Annotated in this window: 29 protein-coding genes and 3 tRNA genes; 16 read left to right on the top strand and 16 right to left on the bottom strand. The window is 55.4% G+C overall.

All coding sequences use genetic code 11. The features are described from left to right. From deoD to deoC, 4 genes are all read right to left on the bottom strand, one after another. Complete coding sequence (gene deoD, locus QRD42_RS07815; RefSeq protein ID WP_072570445.1) at positions 1-720, bottom strand: purine-nucleoside phosphorylase; 720 nt, start codon at positions 718-720, stop codon at positions 1-3. 113 nt (positions 721-833) lie between these two features. Next, complete coding sequence (gene deoB / locus QRD42_RS07810; protein ID WP_321988560.1) at positions 834-2,057, bottom strand: phosphopentomutase; 1,224 nt, start codon at positions 2,055-2,057, stop codon at positions 834-836. An 85-nt stretch (positions 2,058-2,142) separates the two neighbouring features. Next, the gene (deoA, locus tag QRD42_RS07805) at positions 2,143-3,465 is read right to left on the bottom strand and encodes a thymidine phosphorylase (protein ID WP_321988559.1); all 1,323 of its coding nucleotides are present in this window, start codon (positions 3,463-3,465) and stop codon (positions 2,143-2,145) included. A gap of 130 nt (positions 3,466-3,595) precedes the next feature. Beyond that, positions 3,596-4,375, bottom strand: a complete 780-nt coding sequence (deoC, locus tag QRD42_RS07800; protein ID WP_072570442.1) for a deoxyribose-phosphate aldolase — start codon at positions 4,373-4,375, stop codon at positions 3,596-3,598. A gap of 248 nt (positions 4,376-4,623) precedes the next feature. Between deoC and QRD42_RS07795 the strand changes: the two genes are divergently transcribed. Next, positions 4,624-6,174, top strand: coding sequence for a YjjI family glycine radical enzyme (locus QRD42_RS07795; protein WP_321988558.1), 1,551 nt, complete (start codon positions 4,624-4,626; stop codon positions 6,172-6,174). Next, entirely contained in the window at positions 6,146-7,009 is an 864-nt protein-coding gene (locus tag QRD42_RS07790) for a YjjW family glycine radical enzyme activase (protein ID WP_321988557.1), read from the top strand. The genes QRD42_RS07795 and QRD42_RS07790 overlap by 29 nt, the downstream gene beginning before the upstream one ends. Here QRD42_RS07790 and QRD42_RS07785 read toward each other — a convergent pair. The 8 genes from QRD42_RS07785 to QRD42_RS07750 form a co-directional block, all read right to left on the bottom strand. Further along, positions 6,984-7,778 carry a TatD family hydrolase gene (locus QRD42_RS07785; RefSeq protein WP_321988556.1) on the bottom strand — a complete coding sequence of 265 codons (795 nt, stop codon included), beginning with the start codon at positions 7,776-7,778 and terminating at the stop codon, positions 6,984-6,986. The two genes, QRD42_RS07790 and QRD42_RS07785, sit on opposite strands and share 26 nt — an antisense overlap. Then, positions 7,775-8,869, bottom strand: a complete 1,095-nt coding sequence (locus QRD42_RS07780; RefSeq protein ID WP_072570438.1) for a patatin family protein — start codon at positions 8,867-8,869, stop codon at positions 7,775-7,777. Before QRD42_RS07780 ends, QRD42_RS07785 begins: the two co-directional genes overlap by 4 nt. A 116-nt stretch (positions 8,870-8,985) precedes the next feature. Beyond that, entirely contained in the window at positions 8,986-9,147 is a 162-nt protein-coding gene (locus tag QRD42_RS07775; protein ID WP_002437547.1) for a DUF1328 domain-containing protein, read from the bottom strand. Between the two features lie 114 nt (positions 9,148-9,261). Next, positions 9,262-9,879, bottom strand: coding sequence for a molecular chaperone OsmY (gene osmY, locus QRD42_RS07770; protein WP_072570437.1), 618 nt, complete (start codon positions 9,877-9,879; stop codon positions 9,262-9,264). A 396-nt stretch (positions 9,880-10,275) separates the two neighbouring features. After that, the gene (prfC, locus tag QRD42_RS07765; RefSeq protein WP_072570436.1) at positions 10,276-11,865 is read right to left on the bottom strand and encodes a peptide chain release factor 3; all 1,590 of its coding nucleotides are present in this window, start codon (positions 11,863-11,865) and stop codon (positions 10,276-10,278) included. Between the two features lie 92 nt (positions 11,866-11,957). Beyond that, the gene (gene yjjG, locus QRD42_RS07760; RefSeq protein WP_318374658.1) at positions 11,958-12,635 is read right to left on the bottom strand and encodes a pyrimidine 5'-nucleotidase; all 678 of its coding nucleotides are present in this window, start codon (positions 12,633-12,635) and stop codon (positions 11,958-11,960) included. A gap of 19 nt (positions 12,636-12,654) precedes the next feature. Further along, positions 12,655-13,095 (bottom strand): ribosomal protein S18-alanine N-acetyltransferase, encoded by a 441-nt coding sequence (rimI, locus tag QRD42_RS07755; protein WP_321988555.1) that lies wholly within the window; start codon positions 13,093-13,095, stop codon positions 12,655-12,657. Then, positions 13,064-13,477 (bottom strand): DNA polymerase III subunit psi, encoded by a 414-nt coding sequence (locus tag QRD42_RS07750; protein ID WP_072570433.1) that lies wholly within the window; start codon positions 13,475-13,477, stop codon positions 13,064-13,066. Before QRD42_RS07750 ends, rimI begins: the two co-directional genes overlap by 32 nt. Before the next feature lie 103 nt (positions 13,478-13,580). On the opposite strand from QRD42_RS07750, the gene rsmC reads away from it, so the two are divergent. The 4 genes from rsmC (at position 13,581) to QRD42_RS07730 (ending at position 15,046) form a co-directional block, all read left to right on the top strand. Further along, entirely contained in the window at positions 13,581-14,609 is a 1,029-nt protein-coding gene (rsmC, locus tag QRD42_RS07745) for a 16S rRNA (guanine(1207)-N(2))-methyltransferase RsmC (protein ID WP_072570432.1), read from the top strand. A 122-nt stretch (positions 14,610-14,731) separates the two neighbouring features. After that, positions 14,732-14,816 (top strand) — tRNA-Leu (locus tag QRD42_RS07740). A 27-nt stretch (positions 14,817-14,843) separates the two neighbouring features. Continuing rightward, positions 14,844-14,929: transfer RNA gene (locus QRD42_RS07735), tRNA-Leu, on the top strand. A 31-nt stretch (positions 14,930-14,960) separates the two neighbouring features. After that, positions 14,961-15,046: transfer RNA gene (locus tag QRD42_RS07730), tRNA-Leu, on the top strand. Between the two features lie 42 nt (positions 15,047-15,088). Here QRD42_RS07730 and QRD42_RS07725 read toward each other — a convergent pair. Continuing rightward, positions 15,089-15,367 carry a DUF1435 domain-containing protein gene (locus QRD42_RS07725; protein ID WP_083580985.1) on the bottom strand — a complete coding sequence of 93 codons (279 nt, stop codon included), beginning with the start codon at positions 15,365-15,367 and terminating at the stop codon, positions 15,089-15,091. Positions 15,368-15,586: 219 nt separating this feature from the next. Between QRD42_RS07725 and QRD42_RS07720 the strand changes: the two genes are divergently transcribed. Both QRD42_RS07720 and fhuF read left to right on the top strand, forming a co-directional pair. Next, a complete protein-coding gene (locus QRD42_RS07720; RefSeq protein WP_318364078.1) occupies positions 15,587-16,651 on the top strand; it encodes a GGDEF domain-containing protein in 1,065 nt (354 codons plus the stop codon). A 104-nt stretch (positions 16,652-16,755) separates the two neighbouring features. Further along, complete coding sequence (gene fhuF / locus QRD42_RS07715; RefSeq protein ID WP_318364077.1) at positions 16,756-17,544, top strand: siderophore-iron reductase FhuF; 789 nt, start codon at positions 16,756-16,758, stop codon at positions 17,542-17,544. A gap of 76 nt (positions 17,545-17,620) precedes the next feature. On the opposite strand, the gene QRD42_RS07710 is transcribed toward fhuF, so the two are convergent. Then, positions 17,621-18,964, bottom strand: a complete 1,344-nt coding sequence (locus QRD42_RS07710) for a PTS sugar transporter subunit IIC (protein WP_072570428.1) — start codon at positions 18,962-18,964, stop codon at positions 17,621-17,623. Positions 18,965-19,299: 335 nt separating this feature from the next. Here QRD42_RS07710 and QRD42_RS07705 point away from each other — a divergent pair, with 335 nt between their 5' ends. Beyond that, positions 19,300-19,758, top strand: coding sequence for a YbaK/EbsC family protein (locus tag QRD42_RS07705; protein WP_072570427.1), 459 nt, complete (start codon positions 19,300-19,302; stop codon positions 19,756-19,758). A gap of 52 nt (positions 19,759-19,810) precedes the next feature. On the opposite strand, the gene bglJ is transcribed toward QRD42_RS07705, so the two are convergent. Together bglJ and QRD42_RS07695 are read right to left on the bottom strand one after the other, a co-directional pair. Beyond that, on the bottom strand, positions 19,811-20,437 hold the full coding sequence (bglJ, locus tag QRD42_RS07700; RefSeq protein WP_318376388.1) for a DNA-binding transcriptional activator BglJ: 627 nt from the start codon (positions 20,435-20,437) through the stop codon (positions 19,811-19,813). Continuing rightward, positions 20,437-21,171 (bottom strand): helix-turn-helix transcriptional regulator, encoded by a 735-nt coding sequence (locus QRD42_RS07695; RefSeq protein WP_072570425.1) that lies wholly within the window; start codon positions 21,169-21,171, stop codon positions 20,437-20,439. Before QRD42_RS07695 ends, bglJ begins: the two co-directional genes overlap by 1 nt. 463 nt (positions 21,172-21,634) lie before the next feature. Here QRD42_RS07695 and QRD42_RS07690 point away from each other — a divergent pair, with 463 nt between their 5' ends. From QRD42_RS07690 to dnaC, 7 genes are all read left to right on the top strand, one after another. Next, positions 21,635-22,411 (top strand): threonine/serine ThrE exporter family protein, encoded by a 777-nt coding sequence (locus QRD42_RS07690; protein ID WP_318376389.1) that lies wholly within the window; start codon positions 21,635-21,637, stop codon positions 22,409-22,411. After that, positions 22,402-22,875 carry a threonine/serine exporter gene (locus QRD42_RS07685; protein ID WP_072570423.1) on the top strand — a complete coding sequence of 158 codons (474 nt, stop codon included), beginning with the start codon at positions 22,402-22,404 and terminating at the stop codon, positions 22,873-22,875. Before QRD42_RS07690 ends, QRD42_RS07685 begins: the two co-directional genes overlap by 10 nt. Positions 22,876-22,940: 65 nt before the next feature. Next, positions 22,941-23,582 carry a TetR family transcriptional regulator gene (locus tag QRD42_RS07680; RefSeq protein WP_072570422.1) on the top strand — a complete coding sequence of 214 codons (642 nt, stop codon included), beginning with the start codon at positions 22,941-22,943 and terminating at the stop codon, positions 23,580-23,582. 54 nt (positions 23,583-23,636) lie between these two features. Next, the gene (locus QRD42_RS07675; RefSeq protein WP_072570421.1) at positions 23,637-24,089 is read left to right on the top strand and encodes a MarR family winged helix-turn-helix transcriptional regulator; all 453 of its coding nucleotides are present in this window, start codon (positions 23,637-23,639) and stop codon (positions 24,087-24,089) included. A 71-nt stretch (positions 24,090-24,160) separates the two neighbouring features. Continuing rightward, on the top strand, positions 24,161-24,589 hold the full coding sequence (locus tag QRD42_RS07670) for an organic hydroperoxide resistance protein (RefSeq protein ID WP_072570420.1): 429 nt from the start codon (positions 24,161-24,163) through the stop codon (positions 24,587-24,589). Positions 24,590-24,805: 216 nt separating this feature from the next. Continuing rightward, positions 24,806-25,345, top strand: a complete 540-nt coding sequence (gene dnaT, locus QRD42_RS07665; RefSeq protein WP_072570419.1) for a primosomal protein DnaT — start codon at positions 24,806-24,808, stop codon at positions 25,343-25,345. A 2-nt stretch (positions 25,346-25,347) separates the two neighbouring features. Next, positions 25,348-26,085, top strand: coding sequence for a DNA replication protein DnaC (gene dnaC / locus QRD42_RS07660; RefSeq protein WP_072570418.1), 738 nt, complete (start codon positions 25,348-25,350; stop codon positions 26,083-26,085). Positions 26,086-26,089 lie beyond the last annotated feature (4 nt).

The following is a 26,089-nucleotide window of genomic DNA, read 5'->3' as shown; positions in this document are numbered from 1 at the left end:
TTACTCTTTATCGCCCAGCAGAACGGATTCCAGCGCGATTTTGATCATGTCATTGAAGGTGGTCTGACGCTCAGCGGCAGTGGTCTGCTCGTGGGTACGGATATGGTCGGACACGGTGCAGATGGTCAGCGCTTTCGCACCGAATTCCGCCGCCACGCCGTAGATACCCGCGGCTTCCATTTCCACGCCGAGGATGCCGTATTTTTCCATCACGTCGAACATGGACGGATCCGGGGTGTAGAACAGGTCGGCAGAGAAAATGTTACCGACGCGCGCGTCAACGCCCAGCGCTTTGGCGGCGTCAACCGCGTTACGCACCATGTCGAAGTCCGCGATGGCCGCGAAGTCGTGATCTTTAAAACGCAGACGGTTCACTTTGGAATCGGTGCAGGCACCCATACCAATCACCACGTCACGCAGTTTTACGTCGGCACGTACCGCACCGCAGGAGCCGACGCGGATGATTTTCTTCACGCCGAAATCGGTGATCAGCTCTTTGGTGTAAATGGAGCAGGACGGGATACCCATGCCGTGACCCATTACGGAAATTTTGCGGCCTTTATAAGTACCGGTGTAGCCCAGCATGCCGCGCACGTTGTTTACTTCGCGCGCGTCTTCCAGGAAGGTTTCCGCGATGTGCTTGGCACGCAGCGGATCGCCCGGCATCAGTACAACGTCAGCGAAATCACCCATTTCTGCATTAATGTGTGGGGTAGCCATCTTTCATTCCTTTTTAAAATTTTGCCGGGTGGCGGCTGCGCCTTACCCGGCCTACATAACTACAAACGCTTCCTCGTAGGCCGGATAAGCGTAGCGCCATCCGGCAACGGGTATCAGAACATGGCTTTGCCATATTCCATATCGGACGTGCCAAAGTATTTCGCCAGCGTCTGACCGATGTCCGCGAAGGTCTCACGGTGACCGAGCGAGCCCGGTTTCACTTTCGGGCCGTAGATCAGTACCGGAATGTGTTCGCGGGTGTGATCGGTGCCTTTCCAGGTCGGATCGCAGCCGTGGTCAGCGGTGAAGATAATAATGTCATCTTCGCCCACCAGCTCCAGCAGCTCCGGCATACGGCGGTCGAACAGCTCAAGACCACCGGCATAGCCTGCCACGTCGCGGCGATGGCCCCAGGTGGAGTCGAAATCGACAAAGTTGGTAAACACGATAGTGTTATCCCCTGCCTCTTTCATCTCTTTAACGGTGGCGTCAAAGAGCGCGTCCAGACCGGTCGCTTTCACTTTTTTGGTGATACCGACGTTGGCGTAGATGTCCGCGATTTTACCCACGGAAACCACCTGGCCGTTCTTATCTTCAACCAGCTTTTTCAGGATGGTTGGCGCCGGTGGCTCTACCGCCAGATCGTGACGGTTACCGGTACGCTGGAAGTTGCCCGGCTTGTCGCCGATAAACGGACGTGCGATCACGCGGCCAATGTTGTAGCCGCCTTCGGTCAGCTCTTCACGGGCGATTTCGCACAGCTCATACAGCTTATCCAGGCCAAAGGTCTCTTCGTGACAGGCGATCTGGAACACCGAGTCGGCAGAGGTATAGAAAATCGGTTTCCCGGTTTTCATATGCTCTTCGCCGAGCTGGTCGAGGATCACCGTACCGGAGGAGTGGCAGTTACCGAGGTAACCCGGCAGGTTTGCGCGTTCCACCAGCTTGTCGAGCAGTTCCTGCGGAAAGCTGTTGGTCTCGTTGCTGAAATAGCCCCAGTCGAACAGCACAGGCACACCGGCGATTTCCCAGTGGCCCGACGGCGTGTCTTTCCCGGAGGAGAGTTCATGTGCCCAGGCATACGCGCCGATCACTTCCGCGTTGCCGTCCAGACCCGCCGCAATCTTGCCGGTGGAACCTTCGTGGGCTTTCGCCAGACCCAGACGGGTCAGGTTAGGCAGATTAAGCGGACCCTGACGACCCTGGTCAGCTTCACCTTTTGCGCAGGCTTCTGCGATGTGGCCAAGTGTGTCTGAACCTACGTCGCCAAAGCGCTCCGCATCTTCAGTCGCACCGATGCCGAATGAGTCCAGCACCATTATAAATGCACGTTTCATAGTTTCTCCGTACCTTGCGCGCTGTAAAAAAGCGATCAGATCAGTATACCCGAACTCTTCCTGTAACGGGAAGCTCGCCGGGCGGTTATTCGGTAATTCTGCGATACACCACCGGGGTTTGCGCCGGTGCGCTGTCGTCAACGCGGATGGCGGCTTTCACCGCGCGGGCCGCTTCCTGCCAGCTGTTTTCGTCTCTGGCATGAATGACCGCCAGCGGACGCTGACCGTCCACGCTGCCGCCCAGTCGGGCCATATCGGTAAAGCCGACGCTGTAATCAATGGCGTCAGAGGCCTGACGGCGACCGCCGCCCATCGATACCACCGCCATGCCGAGGGCACGGGTATCCATGTCTGACACGAAGCCTTCGTTATCAGCATAAACCGCTTTGGTCAGCGTCGCCGTCGGCAGGTATTTGTCGTAGTTTTCCACGAAGTCGGTCGGGCCTTTTTGCGCGGCAACCATGCGGCCGAAGATTTCGGCTGCTTTGCCGTTGTCGAGCACGGTTTGCAGCATGGCGCGGGCGCTGGCGTCATCTTTTGCCAGCTTGCCGGAAATGAGCATTTCCACGCACAGCGCGGTGGTCACTTCCAGCAGGCGCGGGTTGCGGTATTCGCCGGTGAGGAACTGCACGGCTTCGCGTACTTCCACGGCGTTACCGGCGCTGGAGGCCAGCACCTGGTTCATGTCCGTCAGCAGCGCGGTGGTGCGAACACCTGCACCATTCGCCACGCCGACAATCGCCTGCGCCAGTTCCGCAGAGAGTTCGTAAGTTGGCATAAAGGCGCCGCTGCCAACCTTCACATCCATCACCAGCGCATCCAGACCTTCCGCCAGTTTTTTGGCGAGGATCGAGGCGGTGATCAGCGGGATGGAGTCAACCGTGGCGGTAATGTCACGGGTGGCATAAAAACGTTTATCCGCCGGTGCCAGCGAGCTGGTCTGGCCGATGATTGCCACGCCCACGTCTTTGATGATCTCGCGGAAGCGTTGATCGTTCGGGAAAATATCGAAGCCCGGAATGGCTTCCAGCTTGTCGAGGGTGCCGCCGGTATGCCCCAGGCCGCGCCCGGAAATCATCGGAATGTACCCGCCGCAGGCGGCGACCATCGGCCCCAGCATCAGCGAGGTGACATCGCCCACGCCGCCGGTGGAGTGTTTATCTACAATCGGGCCGTTAAGGTTGAGGCTTTTCCACTCCAGCACGCTGCCGGAATCACGCATCGCCATGGTGAGCGAGACGCGCTCTTCAATCGCCATGTCATGGAAGAAAATGGTCATTGCCAGCGCCGCAATCTGGCCTTCGGAAACGGTATTGTCACGAATGCCGTTAATAAAAAAGCGGATCTCTTCATCGCTTAATGCGATGCCGTCACGTTTTTTGCGGATAATTTCTTGAGCGAGAAACAAGGGAACCCCCTGAGGAAAAAGAGTCGAAGGCCATTCTGTAGGCCGGGTAAGCAACGCGCCACCCGGCGTTACGATGACATGCCGGGTGGCGGTGATGCCTTACCCGGCCTGTGGTCTGGCAAATAACTACTTAATACGCGCTTGCGCTTTTACCGTCGCCGTGGCCCAGCGCTTTCAGCAGGCTTGCCAGCAGGCTGGACGCGCCAAAACGGTAGTGACGGGAATCAGCCCAGTCAGCGCCAAACAGCTCGTCGGCGATCGCCAGGAACTGCGCGGCATCTTCAGCCGTACGTACGCCGCCCGCCGGTTTGAAGCCAACGGTTTTTTCCACGCCCATATCACGGATCACTTCCATCATAATGCGCGCGCTTTCCGGCGTGGCATTGACCGGCACTTTACCGGTGGAGGTTTTGATAAAGTCAGCGCCCGCTTTGATGGCGATTTCAGAGGCTTTACGGATCAGGGCTTCTTCTTTCAGCTCACCGGTTTCGATGATCACTTTAAGCAGCACGTTCGCCGCGGCACAGGCGTCTTTACAGGCTTTCACCAGGTCAAAACCGACCTGCTCGTTACCGGCGATCAGCGCGCGGTACGGGAATACCACGTCCACTTCATCCGCGCCGTAGGCGATGGCGGCGCGGGTTTCGGCCAGCGCGATCTCAATGTCGTCGTTACCGTGCGGGAAGTTGGTCACGGTGGCGATGCGCACGTCAGGCGTGCCCTGCTCGTTCAGGGTCTTACGCGCAATCGGGATAAAGCGCGGATAGATGCAAACCGCGGCGGTGTTGCCAACCGGGGTCTTCGCCTGGTGACACAGGGCGATCACTTTCGCATCGGTGTCATCGTCGTTCAGGGTGGTCAGATCCATCAGTTTCAACGCGCGCAGGCTGCTTGCGGTTAAATCAGTCATAACATTCTCCGGTTAACATTTATTCCGGCGGGTGTGTGAGTATTCTAACATTCACCCGCCACGACACTTCGACATTCATCACAGTTAATGAAAACGGCATTCACATTTGCATAACTGATATGAGATTCAGATCAACTTTTTCAGCACCAGGGCCAGGGTTTTTCCGCTGCGCACCCATCAGGATCAAAAGACGCGCATCCGGCATTTCTTACACTGCCCGCCTCACTCAGGGAACCCGAGGAAAGCCCATGCCCGCGTCTGCGCCCCAAACGATGCTGCAACGTTGCCAGCAAATTGTGACAAGCCCTGTACTCTCATCCGCACAAAAGCGACATTTTCTGGCGCTGGAGGCGGAAAACGCTCTGCCTTATCCCGCCTTACCCCAGGCCGCGCGTGCGTCGCTGGATGACGGCGTGATATGCGATATGTTCGAGGGCAACGCGCCTTACAAACCGCGCTATGTGCTGCCCGATTACGCGAAATTTCTGGCGCAGGGTTCGGAATGGCTGGAGCTGGAACCGGCAAAAGATTTCGACGATGCGCTGTCGATGCTCACCATTCTTTATCACCATGTGCCGTCGGTCACCTCGATGCCGGTGTTCCTCGGCCACCTCGATGCCCTGCTGCAACCTTATGTTAGAATTCTAACACAAGACGAAATCGATAGTCGCATAAAACGTTTCTGGCGCTATCTGGATCGTACCCTGCCGGATGCCTTTATGCATGCCAATATCGGCCCGCAGGATACACCGGTCACCCGCGCCACTTTACGCGCTGACGCAGAGTTAAAGCAGGTTTCGCCGAATCTGACCTTTATTTACGACCCTGACGTCACCCCCGAATCGCTGCTGCTGAAGGTGGCGGAAAACATCTGCGAGTGCAGTAAACCGCATATTTCCAACGGCCCGGTAAATGATAGAATTTTCACAAAAGGCGGCTACGGCGTCGTCAGCTGTTACAATTCCCTGCCGCTGGCGGGGGGCGGCAGCACGCTGGTCAGGCTGAACCTGAAGGCCGTTGCCGAACGCAGCGCCTCGGTGGACGACTTTTTTAATCGCACGCTGGCGCACTACTGCGCACAGCAGATCGCCATCATTGATGCCCGCTGCGACTTCCTTTATCAGCAGTCCCGTTTCTTTGAGCATAGCTTCCTGGTAAAAGAGGGGCTGATCGATGCGCAACGTTTTGTGCCGATGTTCGGCATCTACGGCCTTGCGGAAGCGGTGAACACGCTGTGTGAGAAAAGCGGCAGCGCGGGCCGTTACGGGCAGGACGAGGCGGCGAATCAACTGGCTTACCGCATCAGCGAATATCTGGCGGATTTTGTCGCCCGCACGCCGGTGAAGCATGGCTGGCAGCAGCGCGCGATGCTGCATGCGCAGTCCGGCATCAGCAGCGATACCCTCACCACGCCGGGGGCGCGCCTGCCGTACGGCGAGGAGCCGGATCCCATCACCCACTTGCAGACGGTTGCCCCGCATCATGCCTGGTATGCGGCGGGCATCAGCGACATTTTAACCCTCGACGAAACCATCAAACGCAACCCGCAGGCGGTGATGCAACTCTGTCTCGGGGCGTTCAGTCTCGGGATGCGGGAGTTCACTGCCAACGTCAGCGGTAACGACCTGGTGCGCGTTACCGGCTATATGGTGCGGCTGTCGGATCTGGAAAAATTCCGCGCGGAAGGATCGCGCACCAACACCACCTGGCTGGGTGAAGAGGCCGCGCGCAATACGCGCATGCTGGAACGTCAACCGCGCGTGGTCAGCCATGAACAGCAGATGCGCTTTAGTCAGTAAGCTGATCCCTTTCTCCTGCGTCGACGGGCCGGGCAGCCGGCTGGCGCTGTTTTTACAGGGCTGCTCCATGCGCTGTAAAAACTGCCATAACCCCTGGACCATGGGGCGCTGCAATCACTGCGGTGACTGCGTGCCGCACTGCCCGCATCAGGCGCTGTCGATAGTAAACGGACAGATGACATGGGATGAAACCGTCTGCCAGCAGTGCGACACCTGCTTACGGCGCTGCCCGCAGCGGGCAACGCCGATGGCACAGCGCATGAGCGTGGCGGAGGTTATCGCGCAGATCAAAAAAGTGCGCGCGTTTATCGGCGGTATTACCGTCAGCGGCGGCGAGGCCACCACGCAACTGCCCTTTTTACTGGAACTCTTTGCGGCAATAAAAGCCGATCCGGCGCTGTCGGCGCTGAGCTGTCTGGTGGACAGTAATGGCCTGCTGAGTGAAACCGGCTGGCAAAAACTGCTGCCGCTGTTTGACGGCGCGATGATCGATCTGAAAGCCTGGGACAATGACGCTCACCGCCAGCTGACCGGGCGGGACAACGCACAAGTGAAAGAGAGCATCCGCTGGCTGGCGGCGCGCGGCAAACTGGCCGAGCTGCGGCTGCTGGTGATCCCCGGTCACAGCGATTATCTGCCACACATGGCAGAGTTGAGCGATTTTATTGTCAGCCTCGGCAACGTCAGCGTGCGGCTGAACGCTTTTCATGCCCACGGCGTTTATGGCGAGGCGGCACAATGGCGCAGCGCCACCCCGGCGGATGTGGAACCGCTGGCGGCGGCGCTGCGGGAAAGGGGCGTGGAGAAGATTATTCTGCCTGCGCTTTATCTGTGAAAAACAGACGGCGGGTGTTGGCAAATATCGTTTCGGCGATCGCTTCCGGTGCTTCCGGACGCAGTTCGCACAAAGAGTCGAACACCTGTGCCACCCGCTCCGGGCGGTTGGGCTGGCCCTGAAAACCATTCAGCGGCATATCCGGCGCGTCGGTTTCCAGCAGCAGCGCCGATAACGGCAGCCGTGCCATCACATCGCGGGTTTTACTGGCGCGCGGGTAAGTGATGGTACCGCCGACGCCGATGTAATAGCCCAGCTCAATAAACCGTTGCGCCTGTTGCAGGCTACCGGCAAAGCCGTGCACCACGCCGGTACGCGGCAGCGCGTGGCGCTTCAGGTGCATCGCCAGCTTATCGTGGGTGCGCCTGGAGTGCAGGATCACCGGAAAAGCATAGCGTTTCGCCAGCGCCAGCTGGGCGTCCAGTATCTGTTCCTGACGATCAAACTGCGGGTTGTCGCGATACAAATCAAGGCCGATTTCGCCGATGGCGATCAGCCGTGGATCAGGGGCGGCAAGGTGCGCCTCCAGCTGTTGCAGACAGCGGTCGGTATGCTGCTCGATAACTATGGGATGCAGACCCAGCGCGGCATAAAGCACCTCGTGCTCGCGGGCCAGCGTCAGCACGCGTTCAAAATTCGCCGCTTCCGTTGAGGGCACGATAATTGCCTCCACGCCAGCTCCGGCGGCACGGGCAATGCTGGCGTTTTCATCGCCGGTGAAGGGCGGAAAATCAAAATGGCAGTGGGTGTCGATAAAACGCAGTGTCACGCCGTCCCCTCACTGTTAAAGCTGGTGTCATCGTTAGCCTGAGGCGCATCCACCAGCGGTGTGGTAATGGCATCGTTGGCGACCGCGGCGGGCGGCACCACGACGGTAGGCGGTACGGTGACGGCTGGCGGCGTCACAATGCGCGGGGCATGGCGCAACAGCGGCGGCGTTTCCGCCAGCAGTTTACCCACCGTTGCCAGGAAGTAGCGTCCACAAAGACGACCCAGTTTGTAGTCGTCCCGCAGCGCAGGCAGACGGCTGCCCAGCGCCATGCTTTTCAGCAGCCGCGGCGGGTAGATCTCAAAGATGCGCAGTTTTCCCGGCGGCTTTTCGATGAACTGCTGAATGGCGCGATAGCTGGTTTCATGATGCTGCACCAGCGCCATCAGCGGTTGCAGGCTGCTGTCGCCCAGCCAGCGCTCCATACGCTTAAACCATTGCGGGGTGTAATACATCTGCGATGGCACGGTGCGGATCACCACAATTGTCTGCGCCCCCCGATTCGCCGCTTCCTGCACCGGGATCGCATCGCTGATGCCGCCATCCAGATAGTTAATGCCTTCCAGCATCACGCCGGGACGGTAAAAGCCGGGGATGGCGCTCGACGCGCGGATCAGATCCAGCCAGGTCTGGCTGGTGGGCGAAAAGTAGCCGGGAGTGAAGTCATCGCCGCGACAGGCGCACATGTAAAAGGATTTACCGCTGTCGAACAGCCGGGCGGCGGTGTCCATGGCCAGCGGCATCTGGCTGGCGGTGGATTCAATCAGCCAGTCCAGATCGATAAGATTCCCGCCGCGCACGAAGCGCACCGGGTTAAAGAATTCCCGCGATGTGGTGTAGCGCATAATGACTTTTCGCGCATAGCCAGGCTGGTTACAGAGATACGCCGAGAGATTTTGCGCCCCGGCGGAGGTGCCGAAGTACAGGTCAAAAGGGTTGAAATTTGCGCGCATGAATTCGTCCAGCACGCCTGCTGTGAAAATGCCCCGTTGACCGCCGCCTTCACACACCAGCGCGAGTCGACCCGGGCGAAATGGACGTAACGCTAACGGTGCAATATTACCAAGCGTTACCGGAATTCGCTGTCCCACCCTGTCACCCTGTTAAATTATTGTGGCTTACAAAGTAGCGCAATTTTAACGCCGCTTAAACAACGAAAGCCAGTCACGAGGACTGGCTTTGCGATGTATCGGGGTGTGTCAAACTGCTATGGACGTCTGCGGCCCATGAACAGGCTGACCAGGAACAGAATGATACCAACAACAAATACGATTTTTGCTGCACCCGCTGCGGTACCTGCTAAACCACCGAAGCCCAGGGCGGCGGCGATTAGCGCGATAACCAGAAATATAATGCCCCAACGAAACATATGACTCTCCTTTACCATAATTAATGTCGACCGCTGCTCGTGAGCGCTCAGGCTACTCACTGCGATTTTTTTCGGTATCCTGCCTGCAAGACCCGGCATTAACCGGGCAATGCATTACTTCGCTTTAAGGTCGTTCTTCACACTTTTCACACCATCGACCGCTTTGGCGATACTTTCCGCACGATCAATTTGTGCCTGGGAATCCACCGTACCGCTCAGCTGTACCACGCCATCCGTGGTTTCAACTTTCACTTTACGTGACGGGACGATGTCATCAGCCAACAGTTTGGCTTTCACTTCGCTGGTGGTCGCAGTATCGCCTGCGTACCCTTTAACGGATTCGGATTTGCCATCACGAACGTGGAGTTTGTCGCTTACAGAAGCTACGCCCTCAACCTGTTTGGCAACCTTAACCGCTTCTTCAGCCTGGGCCTGACTTTCGACGAAACCGCTCAGCGTTACGACCGCTTTATCCGTTTCCACCGAAATATCTGTACTCTTGATGCTCTCATGATCCACCAGTGCCGCTTTTACCTTGGCGGTAATGGCGCTGTCATCCATGAAGTTACCGACTTTATTCATAGAGCTATCGATTTTTTGCCCTGCGTCGCTTGCGGTGGATTGCGCTTTATCGGTGGCGCTGGTTTCTGCCAGTGCAGAACCGCTTGCCAGCACGGAACCCAGCATCACTGCCAGCAGAGTTTTAGAAATCTTCAGTCTTGTCATAGTCATCGATTTATTCCTTTCAGTTTGCCCGCACCGGGGCGTCAAGCGGCCCTACTGGCTGCTTCGTTGCTGTGGTGAAGCTCACCAAATGCAGATTTCAATGGCATCGGTCACATAATCATGATGTCCCGTGGCGCACTGGCCTGCTCCAGTTATTAATATTATGGTTATCCGTTAAGCCAGGATGAAAGGTCAGTATTCACGCATTGAACAGTGCTTTCAGCCACCCCTTCGGTAACCACTTTGTTAAATATAGCTAACAAAATTAAAAGCGCTTGCGCGAAAGACTAAAAAATAAGCAACAAACTGAAAAAGCGGGGTAATTAAGAACATTCCGCAAGAGGCTAATAAGACAGGGAAAGTCATTGAGCGCGGCGGCTGCCGCGCTCTGAGGGGCCGGGATTAGTGTTCGCGTGTTTTACGGAACTGAACGTCAGGATAACGTTCCTGGGTCAGGTTGAGGTTAACCATGGTCGGGGCGATATACGTCAGGTTGTCGCCACCGTCCAGCGCCAGCTGGATTTCGTTCTTCCGTTTGAATTCTTCAAACTTCTTCACGTCAGTGCTTTCAACCCAGCGCGCCGTGGCGACGTTGACGGATTCGTAGATCGCCTCCACGTTGTACTCGCTCTTCAGACGCGCTACCACCACGTCAAACTGCAGCACACCCACCGCGCCCACGATCAGATCGTTGTTGGAGATCGGACGGAACACCTGCACCGCCCCTTCTTCAGAGAGCTGCACCAGCCCTTTCAGCAGCTGTTTCTGCTTCAGCGGATCGCGCAGGCGAATACGGCGGAACAGTTCAGGGGCGAAGTTCGGGATACCGGTGAACTTCATCATTTCGCCCTGGGTGAAGGTATCGCCAATCTGGATAGTGCCGTGGTTATGCAGACCGATGATGTCGCCGGGGAAGGCTTCTTCAACGTGCGAACGGTCGCCCGCCATAAAGGTCAGCGCATCGGAGATCACCACATCTTTACCGGTACGCACCTGGCGCAGCTTCATGCCTTTTTCATATTTTCCGGACACCACGCGCATAAAGGCGACGCGGTCGCGGTGCTTCGGATCCATGTTGGCCTGAATTTTAAACACGAAGCCGCTGAACTTCTCTTCCTTCGCTTCCACGGTGCGGGTATCGGTTTTACGCCACATCGGCGCAGGCGCCCAGTCCACCAGACCGTCGAGCATATGGTCTACGCCGAAGTTACCCAGCGCGGTACCGAAGAACACCGGGGTGATTTCACCGGCGAGGAACAGATCCTGATCGAATTCGTTGGATGCGCCCTGCACCAGCTCCAGCTCGTCACGCAGCTGTTGCGCCAGGTCTTCGCCCACGGCGCTGTCCAGCTCCGGGTTGTTCAGCCCTTTAACAATACGCACGTCCTGAATGGTGTGGCCTTTACCGGTCTGATACAGATAGGTTTCATCTTTATAGAGGTGGTAGACGCCTTTAAACAGCTTGCCGCAGCCAATCGGCCAGGTGATGGGCGCGCAGCCAATCTTCAGCTCGTTTTCCACTTCATCCAGCAGCTCCATCGGATCGCGGATGTCACGGTCAAGTTTGTTCATAAAGGTGAGGATCGGCGTATCGCGCAGACGGGTCACTTCCATCAGCTTACGGGTACGATCTTCAACGCCTTTTGCCGCATCGATTACCATCAGGCAGCAGTCCACCGCCGTCAGCGTGCGGTAGGTATCTTCGGAGAAGTCTTCGTGGCCGGGGGTATCCAGCAGGTTCACCAGGCAGTCGTGATACGGAAACTGCATCACGGAGGTGGTGATCGAGATCCCACGCTGCTTTTCCATTTCCATCCAGTCGGATTTGGCGTGCTGGTTGGAGCCACGGCCTTTTACCGTACCGGCGGTCTGGATTGCCTGTCCGAACAGCAGCACCTTTTCGGTGATGGTGGTTTTACCGGCGTCCGGGTGAGAAATAATGGCAAACGTGCGGCGCTTCGCCACCTCTTGTAAATAAGGAGACAACGTCATAATGATATTCTTCTTAGTCAATGCGCGGCGCAAAGCCACGCAGCATGAAATTCAAATTGCGGCTATTTTACCCATCAATAGAGGACAGACAATCAATGTTTACACAGCAGCTGCTCCAGTTCGCCAAGGGAGGTCACGGTCCAGGTGGGAGTCACACCGTCCGGTAATGCGCGCTGATGGGCGTTAAGCCAGCAGGTGGACAATCCGGCGTTCATGCCGCCCAGAATGTCCGACTCGGCGGTATCCCCCACCATTAATACCCGCTCACGCGCCGGGTTACCCGCCTGCGCCAGCGCATAATCAAAAATCTTCGGATGCGGCTTCGCCACGCCGATCTGCTCGGAAATCACCAGCAGATCGAAATAGTCCCGCAGTCCGGTACGCTCAAGGCGGATTTCCTGCAAAGCGGTAAAGCCATTGGTGATAATGCCCAGCTTCGCTTTACCTTTCAGCGATTTCAGCAGGGATAGCGCGCCCGGTAGCGGGGTGCAGATCTCCGCCATCGCGTTAAGAAAGGCGTCATTCAGATCGCCCGCCGGAACATTAAGCTTCGCCGCCCATCCTTCAAAACGCTGGTGCTGAAGCTGTAAGGCAGAAATCGCGCCGTTCTGGTATTCCACCCATAGCGGTTTATTAACGGCCTGATAGTCCTGGAAATCGTCAGCGGTAAAGGTCACGCTATAGTCAAGAAACATCCGCTGTAAGCCGCCGAACGAATCAAAGGTAAACAGCGTTTCGTCGGCGTCAAAGAAAATCCAGTCCCAGTTCATTACATCACCTTACGTCTTGTTAAATCGGCAACGCCATAATGATTGCGTCTTCGCGGCCTGTTGCCGTCGGGTAGTAGTTACGCCGGACGGTGGCTTCGTTGAAGCCCAGGCTTTCATACAGCGCGATGGCGGCGGCGTTTGAAGCGCGTACTTCCAGCCACAGCGTCAGCACATCGCGTTTTTCCAGCTCGACAATCAGATGCTGAAGCAGCATTTTGCCCAGCCCCTGGCGCTGAAAAGCGGGATCGACCGCAATGTTAAACAGCGTGGCTTCGTCGAGCACCACCTGCGTAATGGCAAATGCGGCCATGGTGTCGCCCGCCATCAGCCGGAAATTGAGATAGCGATCGCCCTGATTGCTGGCGAAGGTTTTTTCACTCCACGGAAAGGCGTGCGCGCGGGTTTCGATCTGAAAAGCCGCTGCCAAATCAGTCGTGGTGAGGGAAGAAATCGTGTTCATGTTCGCAGATTTGTTGCCATAGGGCGGCGCGAGCCGCAGGGTTAACCCGTAATTCATCGAAGAGCGGGGACGTTACCTTCACGCCTTCAAGCGCCACGGTTTCGTCAGCGCCCAGCAGCCAGCAGTTACAGCGGCTGCCCGGTGGCAACATCGCGATCCGTTCCGGCGTAATTTGTAAAACCTGGTCGGGCGAGAGGGTCAGTGCCCGCAGCACGTCGCTGATAAGCGGTTCGGTTAATGCCGGCAGCGCAGAGGACACCATCACCAGACGAATGTGCGCCGGCAGCGAAATCGCAATTTCGCCCTGCAACGCCGCGGGCCTGCGCAAAGCCCACTGGGTAATGCCCAGCTGCTGTAGTTGCCAGTCGCGTCGGGATGTCATAGCGGATCACTCCTGTCTGTCAGGCGCGCAAATATAGCAAATTCGTCGTATCTGCGCCAACAAACTACTATAATCGCCGCCTGAGTTTAATGAGGAGTGTTTAATGTCTGCGTTTACCCCGGCAAGTGAAGTCTTGCTGCGCCACAGTGATGATTTCGAAGAGAGCCGTATTCTGTTTGCCGGAGATATGCAGGATGACCTGCCTGCTCGCCTGGAGACGGCGGCAAGCCGTGCGCACACCCAGCAGTTCCATCACTGGCAGGTGCTGAGCCGTCAGATGGAAGATCGCGTGCGTTTCAGCCTCGTCGCCGACGCCTCTGACGTGGCGGACAGCGATACCCTGATCTACTACTGGCCGAAAAACAAGCCGGAAGCCCAGTTCCAGCTGATGAACATTTTGTCGCTGCTGCCGGTGGGCACCGATATTTTCGTGATTGGCGAAAACCGCAGCGGCGTGCGTAGCGCCGAGCAAATGCTGGAAGCATACTGCCCGCTGACCAAAGTTGACAGCGCCCGTCGCTGTGGCCTGTATCATGGTCGCCTGGAAAAACAGCCTGCTTTCGATGCCGAAAGCTTCTGGGATGAATACCCACTGGACGCGTTGACCATCAAAACCCTGCCGGGCGTGTTCAGCCGCGACGGTCTGGATGTCGGCAGTAAACTGTTGCTCTCCACCCTGACGCCGCACACCAAAGGTAAAGTGCTGGACGTGGGCTGTGGCGCAGGCGTGTTATCCGTGGCGCTGGCCAGCCATTCGCCAAAAGTGCGTCTGAGCCTGTGCGATGTAAGCGCTGCGGCGGTGGAAGCCAGCCGCGCGACACTGGCGGCAAACGCTATTGAAGGCGAAGTGTTCGCCAGTAATGTGTTCTCGGAAGTGACCGGGCGTTATGACATGATCATTTCTAACCCGCCATTCCACGATGGTTTGCAGACCAGCCTTGAAGCCGCGCAAACCCTGATCCGCGGCGCGGTGCGCCATCTGAACAGCGGCGGCGAGCTGCGTATTGTCGCCAACGCCTTCCTGCCTTATCCGCAGGCGCTGGACGAAACCTTTGGCTTCCACGAAGTGATCGCACAAACCGGTCGTTTTAAAGTTTACCGCACGGTTATGACGCGCCAGGCAAAACGCTAATTGCCAACGTGCCGTTTTTTGCAGCAAATGAAGAAACGGCACGCAATTAATTGTTGACGAAAATCCTAAAACATCTAGAATGCGCCTCCGTGGTTACGATACTTCAAGAGTATCGATGGTATGCGAAGGTGGCGGAATTGGTAGACGCGCTAGCTTCAGGTGTTAGTGTCCTTAGGATGTGGGGGTTCGAGTCCCCCCCTCGCACCATAAATCACATGATATTGCTCGCACTGGGCGAAGGTGGCGGAATTGGTAGACGCGCTAGCTTCAGGTGTTAGTGTCCTCAGGATGTGGGGGTTCGAGTCCCCCCCCTCGCACCAACGAGGCAATATCAAAAAATAAGATAACTGTGCGAAGGTGGCGGAATTGGTAGACGCGCTAGCTTCAGGTGTTAGTGTCCTCAGGATGTGGGGGTTCGAGTCCCCCCCCTCGCACCAATTATCTTGTTTTCTTCTGTTTCTTCCCGCTGTCCTTCCTGCTTACATCATCCGCTTGAGATTCATCAGCAGCATCATCATCCCGCTGACCAGCGCAATGCCTGACGGCAACAGCACGAAGTGCCGTAACTGCTTGTGATAAAGCATCACTGGCGTCAATACCAGCCCCAGCACGATCAATACTCGCCATGCATTAAGAGAAAGATCGGCATACGCCAGTCCGGACACGATAATACCCGGCAATAAAAGACCCCATCCACTTCCCAGCGCCCGCTGCAACATGCTTTCGCCTCTCACACTGATAATGATAACCAATATCATATGATAAGTTTTCTCATTTGTCAGCGGGTATAATGAGGATTGCATGAACTTTACGCATCGCCTGATGACATACATTCACTAAGGTGATAAATTGCTCACCCAGAAAAAGTAGATAACAATTTTATAATATTTTCGCGATTAACTATTCCCCGCGTTATTTTTCGTTTTGGCAACCATTACATTTTAAATTGCAGATTAATAACGACTTTAAGTTTAAAGATGACAGCACACTCATGGCATTCCCTTTGTAACAAGAAATACCGTTTATCCCTGCGTTTGTTCTTGTTTCTCAATGCAGCTTCGGCGCTTTTTTCCTTTCTGCTTCCGCTCTATAATGCGCGGTCGCTGACGATCCCGCTGTGTCTGCTGTTTACTATCAGCGTGACGCTGCTGGCGTGGCACTGGCGCTTTCCGGCGAAGAAATTAAATGTGTCGCCGATCTCAGTTTTATTTGGCGCATTATGGGCGTGGCATGTCGCCATTAAATTTTCGCTGCTTGCCGATCCCGGCTCGCCTTATCTGCTGATTGCGTTAATTAGCGTGTTATTTATCGGCTCAATAGCTTTTTCCAATAATATCATCGCATTCACGCTGCATTCGCTGCCGGTATTTTTATGCTGCCTGTGGTTTAGCGAGGGTGAGAACATGGTGCGGATGATATTTTCCTTCGCCCTGCCGATGGCAGGTATTGCTATTCAGAACGTGATCCAGTCGCGCAATGATAAGTTTGCCCTTGATTTGATGTGCCGGTTGCTGGAAGAAAGAGAGACGCTGAACGATTTAAGCATGCTCGATCCGCTTACCGGTCTGTACAACCGTCGCGGCCTGCAAAACAAAATCGATAACCTGCTGGCGCTGGATAGCGGCGTTCGCTATGTCCTGCTGCTTGATATCGACCATTTCAAAGCCTACAACGATCACTATGGTCATATGATGGGTGATCAGGCGCTGATCCGCGTGTCGGCGGCTATCCGCGATGCCGTGCGTTCGCGGGATATTGTCGCCCGTTTCGGCGGCGAAGAATTTATGATCCTGTTAAGCAATGTTGATCTGGAGCGGGCGCGCATGGCCGCCGAGCGCATTCGCCAGCAGGTTTACGATCTGAAAATTCCGCACATGTTTAACGAGAGCGTGGCGACCAACGTGACGGTCAGCATCGGTATCGCGCCGCTGACGGACACCAATATTGAAGCGGCGCTGGATCAGGCGGATAAGGCGCTTTATGAAGCCAAGCACCTGGGCCGCAACAATATCCTGTTCAGCGGCGAGCTAAAGGTCGCCTGAAGCGCGATCGCCCTCCACTTTCCGGACAAAGATCTTGCGATCGGTTTTATCTATAGTTAGGATTGGCAATCATTATCATTTAGATTCCATTTCAGTTGCGCACTATGGCCTATCGCTTCGCTCCGATCACTGAAGATGCTGTCTGGCGTATCCCGCTTCGTCCTGAAACGGTATCGCTGGCCGATGCCCTGCGTGATGCGTTTGCCACGCACCGTGCGCACTTCCTGGATGTGATAAAACTTGATGAGGCTTATCCTCACCAGGCCATGACGCTGGCCGAATGGTCACAGCCGTCAACGCTTCAGTCGTTGCAGGCTATCTATGCCGATCACATCTACCGTAATCAGCCAACGCAACTGCGGGAAAATAAGCCGCTGCTGTCGTTATGGGCGCAGTGGTATCTGGGCCTGATGGTGCCGCCGCTGCTGCTGGCGCTGTTAACCCAGAAAACCGCGCCGGATGTTTCTCCGGAACATTTTCACGTTGAGTTCCATGAAACCGGACGTGCCGCCTGCTTCTGGATGGATGTGCATGCGGATCACGTCACCACCCGTCTTTCCGATCAGCAACGTATTGAGCGGCTGATTGTCCGGGCGATGGTGCCGGTGGTGCAGGCGCTGGAGTCGACCGGCGACATCAACGGCAAGCTTATCTGGAGCAACACCGGTTATCTGATCAACTGGTATCTCAATGAGATGAAACCCCTGCTCGGCGAGGAGCGCGTCGCGGCGCTGCGTCAGTTCTGCTTCTTTGAGAAACAGCTTTCTGATGGTCAGGATAATCCGTTATGGCGCACCGTGGTGCTGCGTGATGGGTTACTGGTGCGCCGCACCTGCTGCCAGCGCTACCGTCTGCCGGACGTGCAGCAGTGCGGTGATTGCACGCTGAAATAAAAAAGGGGCTTTCGCCCCTTCAGATTTCCTTGCCGGGTGGCGCTTCGCTTACCCGGCCTACAAAAACCATCCTCTTTTACGCCACCTGTTGACGCTCTTCCTCTGCACGCAATGCCTCTTCGGCTTCCTGCGCCAGCAACTGCTTCTCATACACTTTAAAGAACGGGTAATAGATGATGGCGGACACCACGGCCAGTACTACCACGAGGATCGCCGCACGGAAATCCCAGCCCAGCCCCCATGCCGCACCGATTGGCGCAGGCGCAGTCCAGGGCACGACGGAAATCACCCGGCCAATCAGATCCATTTTCATGGCGGCCCAGGCGATCACCGCATTCACCATAGGCGCGAGCAGGAACGGAATGAAGAATACCGGGTTCATCACGATAGGCGTGCCGAAGATCACCGGCTCGTTAATGTTAAAGAAGCTCGGCACCACGCTCAGTTTACCTATCGAACGCAGGTGCACTGAACGGCTGCGCAAATAGCACAGCACCAGCCCCATGGTGGCCCCGGAGCCGCCGATCACAATAAAGAAGGTCCAGAAGGCTTCCATAAAGATATGCGGCAAGGGCGCGCCCTGCGCCAGCGCGCTCTGGTTCATGCCAAGGTTAGTCAGCCAGAACATTTGCAGCATCCCGGAGACGATAGCCGCGCCATGGATCCCGGCAAACCACAGCAGATGCCCAATCAGCACCGCCAGCAGAATAGCCGGCAGTGAATCCGCCGCCGAGACCAGAGGTTTAAACAGCGACATGATGGCCTGCGGGATCAACATATCGAATTGCGACTGGATAAACAGGCTCAGCGGGTACAGCGTTACCACCACCACCAGCACCGGGATCAGCAGGTCGAATGAGTTTTTGATCATCGGCGGCACCTGATCCGGCAGGCGGATACCAATGTTATGCGCCTTCAGAAAACGCATCATCTCCACGCAATAGATGGCGACGAGGATCGCCGTAAAGATGCCGGTGCCTCCCAGACTGTCTACCGGCATCGCGCCTTTGGTTTTCGGGGCGGCTACCAGCAGGAATGCCATCAGCGACAGCATGGCGCACATGAAGGGATCAAGCTGATGCGATTTCACGTAGTGCTTGCCGAGGTTATAGGCGATTGCCGCACAGATGTAGATCGACATGATGCCCATGGTCATATCAAAGGGCGTCAGGATCTGCCCTTCGAACTGTTTGGCCATATCCAGCCAGGCGCGGGCAAAGCCTAATGTGGTATCCGGTGAAAACGGCGGATAGGCAAAGACCAGTAAAAACGAGCCGACGATCATAAAGGGCATGGCGGAAATAAAGCCATCACGGATCGCCATCACATGACGCTGGGAAGAAATTCGCCCGGCAATCGGGCTGACGTAATTTTCAACGAAGCGGAAAATCAGATTAAACGCAGCATGGTTATCAGACATAGCAGCTCTCCTGTCAGGCGAACAAGTTAAACGCAGCAGCGGTAAACAGCGAGCTGTGCGGCAATCCATTATGCGGGTTTACAACCATGCCGGGCGCAGGACCAGCATTAAAGCTCAGTGGGATACGTTTCATAGACGGCTCTTTTTATCTGAGACAGAGGAAGGGTAAAACGAGTATTAATCTCCGCCACGGACACTGCAACCGGTTACTGTAACCGGTTTCCGTGATTGTGAAGAGGATCGAGAAATCCGGCAGATCCGTTTGTGATTAATTAATATTTACAGCACACGAAGGCTTATGCCAGATTACTGCCAGTCGTTCCCAGGAGATAACAATGAGTCTGCATTCTGTGCGGGAGTTTTTTGCAAGCCAGGCCCCCGATATTGAAATTATTGAACTAAGTCAGAGTACTGCAACAGTGGCACTGGCCGCAGCGGCGCACAATGTTGAACCCGGACAAATCGCCAAAACGCTGTCGTTGAAAGTAAAAGATGAAGTGATCCTGATCGTGGCGAAAGGTGACGCCAGGCTGGATAACAAAAAGCTGAAATCCACCTTTGGCGCGAAAGCGCGCATGCTGAGTAGCGATGAAGTGGTGCTCACCACCGGTCATCCGGTTGGCGGCGTCTGCCCTTTCGGGCTGGAGAACCCGCTGGCCGTCTACTGCGATGTATCCCTTAAGCAGTATCAGGAAGTGCTGCCTGCCGCAGGCGCTACCCACAGCGCCGTGCGTATTTCACCGTCGCGCATGGCGCAACTGACGTCTGCCACCTGGGTGGATGTCTGTGAATAAAAGACTGCGCCAGAGTCTCGTCTGGCGCAGCTGTGCAGGTTGATACCAAAACTCAAGCAACCATATGGACCGCAGGCGGTTTTCGGTCAACCGAGATGTGCATCAGAATATCCGCCGCGTCCAGCAGTCCCGCATCCGAATGCACGCCCAGCTTGGTCATGGCGTTAAACTTGTGCGCGCGCACGGTTTTAATATTACGCGACAAATAGTGCGCGATCTCCGGCATCGAATACCCATAGGTCATGTAGTGCAGGATCGCGCGCTCCGTCGGACTCAGCCCATTATTTTTGCTGACGTACCAGTCGTTTATCACGTTTTGATTAAGCCGATGCGTATTGTTGAGCAGTATCGAAAGCTGCTCCTGTAACAGCCCAATCGCCAGCGTTTTGCTGATGATGCCATGCAGACTGGAAGGGGAAAGCAAACTCATCAGACGCACTTCGGTATCATCCTGCGCCAGCACAATTCGCTGAGCGGACGGATACCCTTTTGCAAGTTTTAGCAGACTCTTCAGGCAGTCAATACGCTCTGCCCGCAGTCCGGAAAGTGAAAATATGACAGAAAAAAAAGGCATCTTCAGCGCGGCCGCTTCAAACGATGGGTAATCTTTAAAAAAATGGAGCTTATACATACTCAAGGCTGAGGTGCTGAAAAGATGTGACAGCCCGATCTCACTCATTACACAACTTTCGATGACAGCAACATGCCGCTTTGCACATTTCTTTTCCATTCTGTTTGCTCTCCGTAGGCTGAAGCCAGATTCAGCTCTCTCATTCCCTGTGCACTGTTAATCCATGCGTACATTTCAGCATTGCTGCGCAGTGAAAGGCGGCGCATGGCGCTATTCTTTTGCGCACTCACGGTCTTATTACTCTTCTTGAGCAACATGGCGACCTGATTAATGCCCCAACCTTTTCCGATAAGCCGTAATACCCGGCGTTCAGACAGCGTCAGCAGTGCTGATTTTTCCTCTTCTTCGTCAAATTCACCTGGCTCCGGGGACAGCAGGCTTTGGCTGATCCGCTCGGCGCTGATGCTGCCTGCGCGAATGGCGTTCACCACGACCTCAATGGGATCAACCTGAGACAGTAAGGTACTTTCCGGGCGCAGCAGCATTTCTACCGCCAGCGGGTATAACGGACGCGGGACAATAAAAATCCAGTGAATATCAAGATACTGAGTCAATAACTTGTAGTACTGTTCGCAGAGATTTTTTGGATGACGAATGTCCCCTGACAAATCGGCAACCACTAAATCTGCGCGCCGCAATTGCAGTAACGTAAGCTCTTCTAATGCGCGGCAATACGAGAGTTCATATTCGGGAAAATGGTGGGCAATAATATTGCCAAGGCCATTTTGTATGATAGGTGCTTTACTAATAACGATTCCGAACTTACAACTTCCTGTAACCATAATTTATCCGTCTCCTTTTTTAAGTACAGAAACTCAGGAGAAAACATACGCTTTTAATAAGCGCTGATTTCATCCTTAACTTTTCTGACACTTTTCCCTGGATACTAACCGTAGCGTGCCACCTGGCACGTCTGTTCCTTCTGGGGAGATTAACCATGAGATTATTTCATCCTGCTCTCACCGCGCTAATATCGCATAAATTGTGAAAAATAAATAACCAGGGTGATGGTTAAAAAATACAAAAAAAATTAAGTAAAAATTAAATTATTCATTTAGTGAATATAAAAACGGTCAGGAGTAGCCGTCAGGCCCCGTCCGCACTGCATCCGGTAAAAGATAATAATTCTCAAAGATAATGAATAAATATTGATCTGCCCCCTGACCGGGCCATGGACGCTTCGTGCTAAAAATAGATTTTCCGCCTGGCCTTCAGGCGTTTTGGCGTTGACTACCAGGGCACGACATGCAAGCAGAGCAGGCGTCACAGCGGACCATCACGCGATTATGTATTCAGTGCGGTCTTTTTCTATTACAGCACGGTGCCGAAAGCGCACTGGTAGAAGAATTATCCACCCGGCTTGGGCTGGCGCTGGGGATGGACAGCGTAGAAAGTTCGATTTCAGCCAATGCTATCGTGCTGACGACAATTAAAGACGGTGAATGTCTCACCTCGACGCGCAAGAACAGCGATCGCGGGATCAACATGCATGTGGTGACCGAGGTACAGCATATTGTCATCATGGCCGAGCATAAACTGCTCGATTATCGGGACGTTGAAAAGCGCTTCAATCACGTCAAGCCGCTGCGTTATCCACGCTGGCTGATGGTGCTGATGGTCGGCCTCTCCTGCGCCTGCTTTTGCAGACTTAATAAAGGCGGGTGGGATGGCGCGGTGGTGACGTTCTTCGCCAGCAGCATCGCCATGTACGTCCGCCTGACGCTGGCGCAGCGGCATATGCATCCGCAGATCAATTTCTGCATTACCGCTTTTGTGGCGACCACGGTCGCAGGTTTATTGCTGATGCTGCCCGCCTTCGCGCTTACCTCAACGGTATCAATGGCCGCCAGCGTGTTGTTGCTGGTGCCGGGCTTTCCGCTGATTAACGCCGTGGCGGATATGTTCAAAGGGCATATTAATACCGGACTGGCGCGCTGGGCGATCGCCAGCCTGCTGACCCTCGCCACCTGCGTGGGCGTGGTGATGGCAATGACAGTTTGGGGGCTGCGCGGATGGGCATAATCGATTTTCTGCTGGCGCTGATGCAGGACATGGCGCTGTCGGCCATTCCCGCCGTGGGTTTTGCCATGGTGTTTAACGTTCCGCACCGCGCTCTGCCCTGGTGCGCGCTACTGGGGGCGATTGGTCACGGGTCGCGCATGACGATGGTCACCGCAGGCTTCAATATCGAATGGTCCACCTTTATGGCGTCGATGCTGGTTGGGGCCATTGGCATCCGCTGGTCGCGCTGGTATCTGGCGCACCCGAAAGTCTTTACCGTGGCGGCGGTGATCCCGATGTTTCCGGGCATTTCGGCCTATACCGCGATGATCTCAGCGGTAAAAATTGGCCATCTGGGCTACAGCGAGGATCTGATGATCCTGCTGCTGACCAATTTCCTCAAGGCCACTTCCATCGTGGCCGCCCTGTCGATTGGCCTGTCGGTGCCCGGGCTGTGGATCTACCGCAAGCGCCCGCGCGTTTGAAATTTGTTTTCTGCCGCTGCCGTGGTGATAATCCCCCTTTGCGTTTTGGCCTATAAGGAGTGAGCGTGGAGCACCATGGCAGTAATCCCTCAGAGAAAAGTGACGAAGCCAGTCTGAAAGATAAAATCTTTCACAGCGCCATTACGCTGTTTGCGGAATACGGGCTAAACGGCGCGCGCATGGAGCAGATCGCGGAAAAAGCGGGCACCACCAAACGCATGGTGGTCTATCACTTCAAAACCAAAGAAAACCTGTACTTACGCGTGCTTGAACACGTCTATACGGAAATTCGCGCCAGTGAAAAACGGCTGAACCTTGCCGGTATGCCGCCGGTGGAAGCCATGGTGCAGCTTGTTGAAAGCACCTTTGATTATCATGCCGCCCATCCGGATTTTATTCGCATCATCTGCATGGAAAACATGCAGCGGGGACGCTTCATGCAAGAGTCTGCGGTGCTGCGCACGGTAAACCGCAGCGCGCTGGATCTGCTGGAAGATATTTTGCAGCGCGGGCAGCGCAAACAGCTGTTTAATAAAACGGTCACTGCGCGCGACGTCCACCGCCTGATGAGCAGCTTCAGTTTTCACTTCGTGGCCAACAGTTATACCTTCACCCTGCTGTTTGAAGACGGGGCCGACAGCGCCGCCCAGGAAGCGCATTATCGCGCGATGGCGGTGCAGGTGGTGCTGCGTTATCTGTGCCCCTGACATGTCGCAAATAAATAACTTGCAATTAAATCGTGCACTATCTATATTCATCTCATGAAGACGAAGACCGCTCCATCCAGCCGCGTGCTGGAACTTGATAACCAGCTCTGTTTTGCGCTCTATTCTGCGAATCTGGCGCTCAACAAAGTGTACCGGCAACTGCTGGCGCCCTTGCAGCTGACCTACCCGCAGTATCTGGTGATGCTGGTGTTATGGGAACGGGATGACGTTACGGTATCGGAGATAGGCGAGCGCCTGTTTCTGGATTCCGCCACGCTGACGCCGCTGCTTAAGCGTCTGGAGAGCGCCGGGCTGATTAGCCGCCAGCGCTCCCGCCAGGATGAGCGGCAGGTGGTGGTCACGCTGAGCGACAGCGGCCGGGCGTTGCAGGAACAGGCGCGGGATATTCCTGAACAGGTAGGCTGCGCCGCCGCCTGCGATACCGCCACGCTGACGTCGCTCAAGCTGGAGCTGGAAAAGTTACGCGAAAACTTACACCGCGCATAATGACTCATTCAGAGTGATTATGCTCGCAGATAAATAGCACGCTATTTTATAGCATACAAAAGGAACGCATTATGTCTCTCGAAAAAGTGATCTATACCGCTGTTGCCAAAGCTACCGGTGGCCGTGACGGCCGCGCAACCTCTTCTGACGGCGTACTTGATGTGAAACTGGGCGTGCCGAAAGAGATGGGCGGCGCAGGCGGTGATGCCACTAACCCGGAACAGCTGTTTGCAGCGGGCTACTCTGCCTGTTTCCTCGGCGCGATGAAATTTGTCAGCGCACGCGACAAAATCACCATGCCTAAAGACGCGTTCATTGAAGGCGAAGTGGGTATCGGGCCGCTGCCGACCGGTTTTGGTATCGAAGCCAAACTGAACATCCACCTGCCGGGTATGGATGCCAGCGAAGCGAAAAAACTGGTAGATGCAGCACACATCGTTTGCCCTTACTCCAACGCAACGCGCGGCAACATCGACGTTACGCTGAACATTATTTCCTGATTTATTACCCTCACCAGGGGGCTTTTCGGGAGGACAAGACGGCTGCCCGCTTGCGCAGCCGCCTCCTTTATCCTGTTGATTAGTCAACACTTAAGGCCGGGGAAACCCGGCTTTCTTTTCTGCACTGCTTTCCGGGCAGCGCTCTGTGCTACTATGTGCACATATCAGTTGCGGATCCCTTCGCAATGTCTGTACCAGTCAGTTTGAGATAGCACAATGTCCTCCAGAATCCTGTCCACGAACGTCATCGGCATCGATGATTTTACGCGCCAGCACGCCACCGTTCTGGCGCAAGCGCCGCACGGCACGGTGGCCGTGTTTGCCAATAATGCACCGGCTTTTTACGCGCTCACCCCTGCGCGGCTGGCGCAGTTGCTGGAACTGGAAGCCCGTCTGGAACGCCCGGCCAGCGATGTGGCGCTGGACGCACAGTTTTATGAAGAACCTGCGGCCGCGCCGGTGAGCGTGCCGATAGGGAAATTTGCCATGTATCCCGCCTGGCAGCCCGACGCGGATTTTCAGCGTCAGGCAGCGCTGTGGGGTATCGGCCTGACGCAGCCGGTTACGCCGGAAGAACTGGCGTCATTCGTGGCCTACTGGCAGGCGGAAGGCAAAGTCTTCCACCATATCCAGTGGCAGCAAAAGCTGGCGCGCAGCGTTCAGATGAGCCGCGCCAGCCAGGGCGCATCGCTCAGGCGTGATGTGAACACGGTGAGCGAGCCTGATAATCAAATTCCACCCGGTTTCAGAGGATGATGATGAAAAACGTCGGCGAACTGATGAAACGTCTGCAAAAGATGATGCCAGAGCACGTTAAACCCGCGTTTAAAACGGGCGAAGAGCTGCTGGCGTGGCAAAAAGAGCAAGGTGAGATCCGCGCCGCTGCCCTTGCGCGTGAAAACCGCGCCATGAAAATGCAGCGCACCTTTAACCGCTCCGGCATCCGTCCTTTACACCAGAACTGCTCGTTCGATAACTATAAAGTCGAGAACGAAGGCCAGATGAACGCCCTTGCCAAAGCGCGTCAGTACGTGGAAGCCTTCGACGGCAACATCGCCAGCTTTATCTTTTCCGGCAAGCCTGGCACCGGTAAAAATCACCTCGCGGCGGCTATCTGCAACGAACTGCTGCTGCGCGGCAAATCGGTGCTGATTATTACCGTGGCGGATATTATGTCGGCGATGAAAGACACCTTCAATAATCGCCAGATCAGCGAGGAGCAGTTGCTCAACGATCTGAGCAATGTCGATCTGCTGGTGATCGACGAGATCGGCATGCAGTCCGAATCGCGCTACGAAAAAGTGATCATCAATCAGATCGTCGATCGCCGCTCCTCCTCCAAACGCCCGACCGGGATGCTGACCAACAGCAATATGGACGAAATGACCAAACTGCTCGGTGAGCGCGTGATGGACAGGATGCGTCTGGGCAACAGCCTGTGGGTGATATTCAACTGGGAAAGCTACCGCAGCCGCGTCACCGGAAAAGAGTATTGAGAGC

It is taken from the genome of Enterobacter sp. PGRG2 (assembly GCF_030291195.1).
Classification (GTDB): domain Bacteria; phylum Pseudomonadota; class Gammaproteobacteria; order Enterobacterales; family Enterobacteriaceae; genus Enterobacter_D.
The sequence above is the reverse complement of the archived record's forward strand: the minus strand, read 5'-3'. Positions and strand labels throughout refer to the sequence as shown.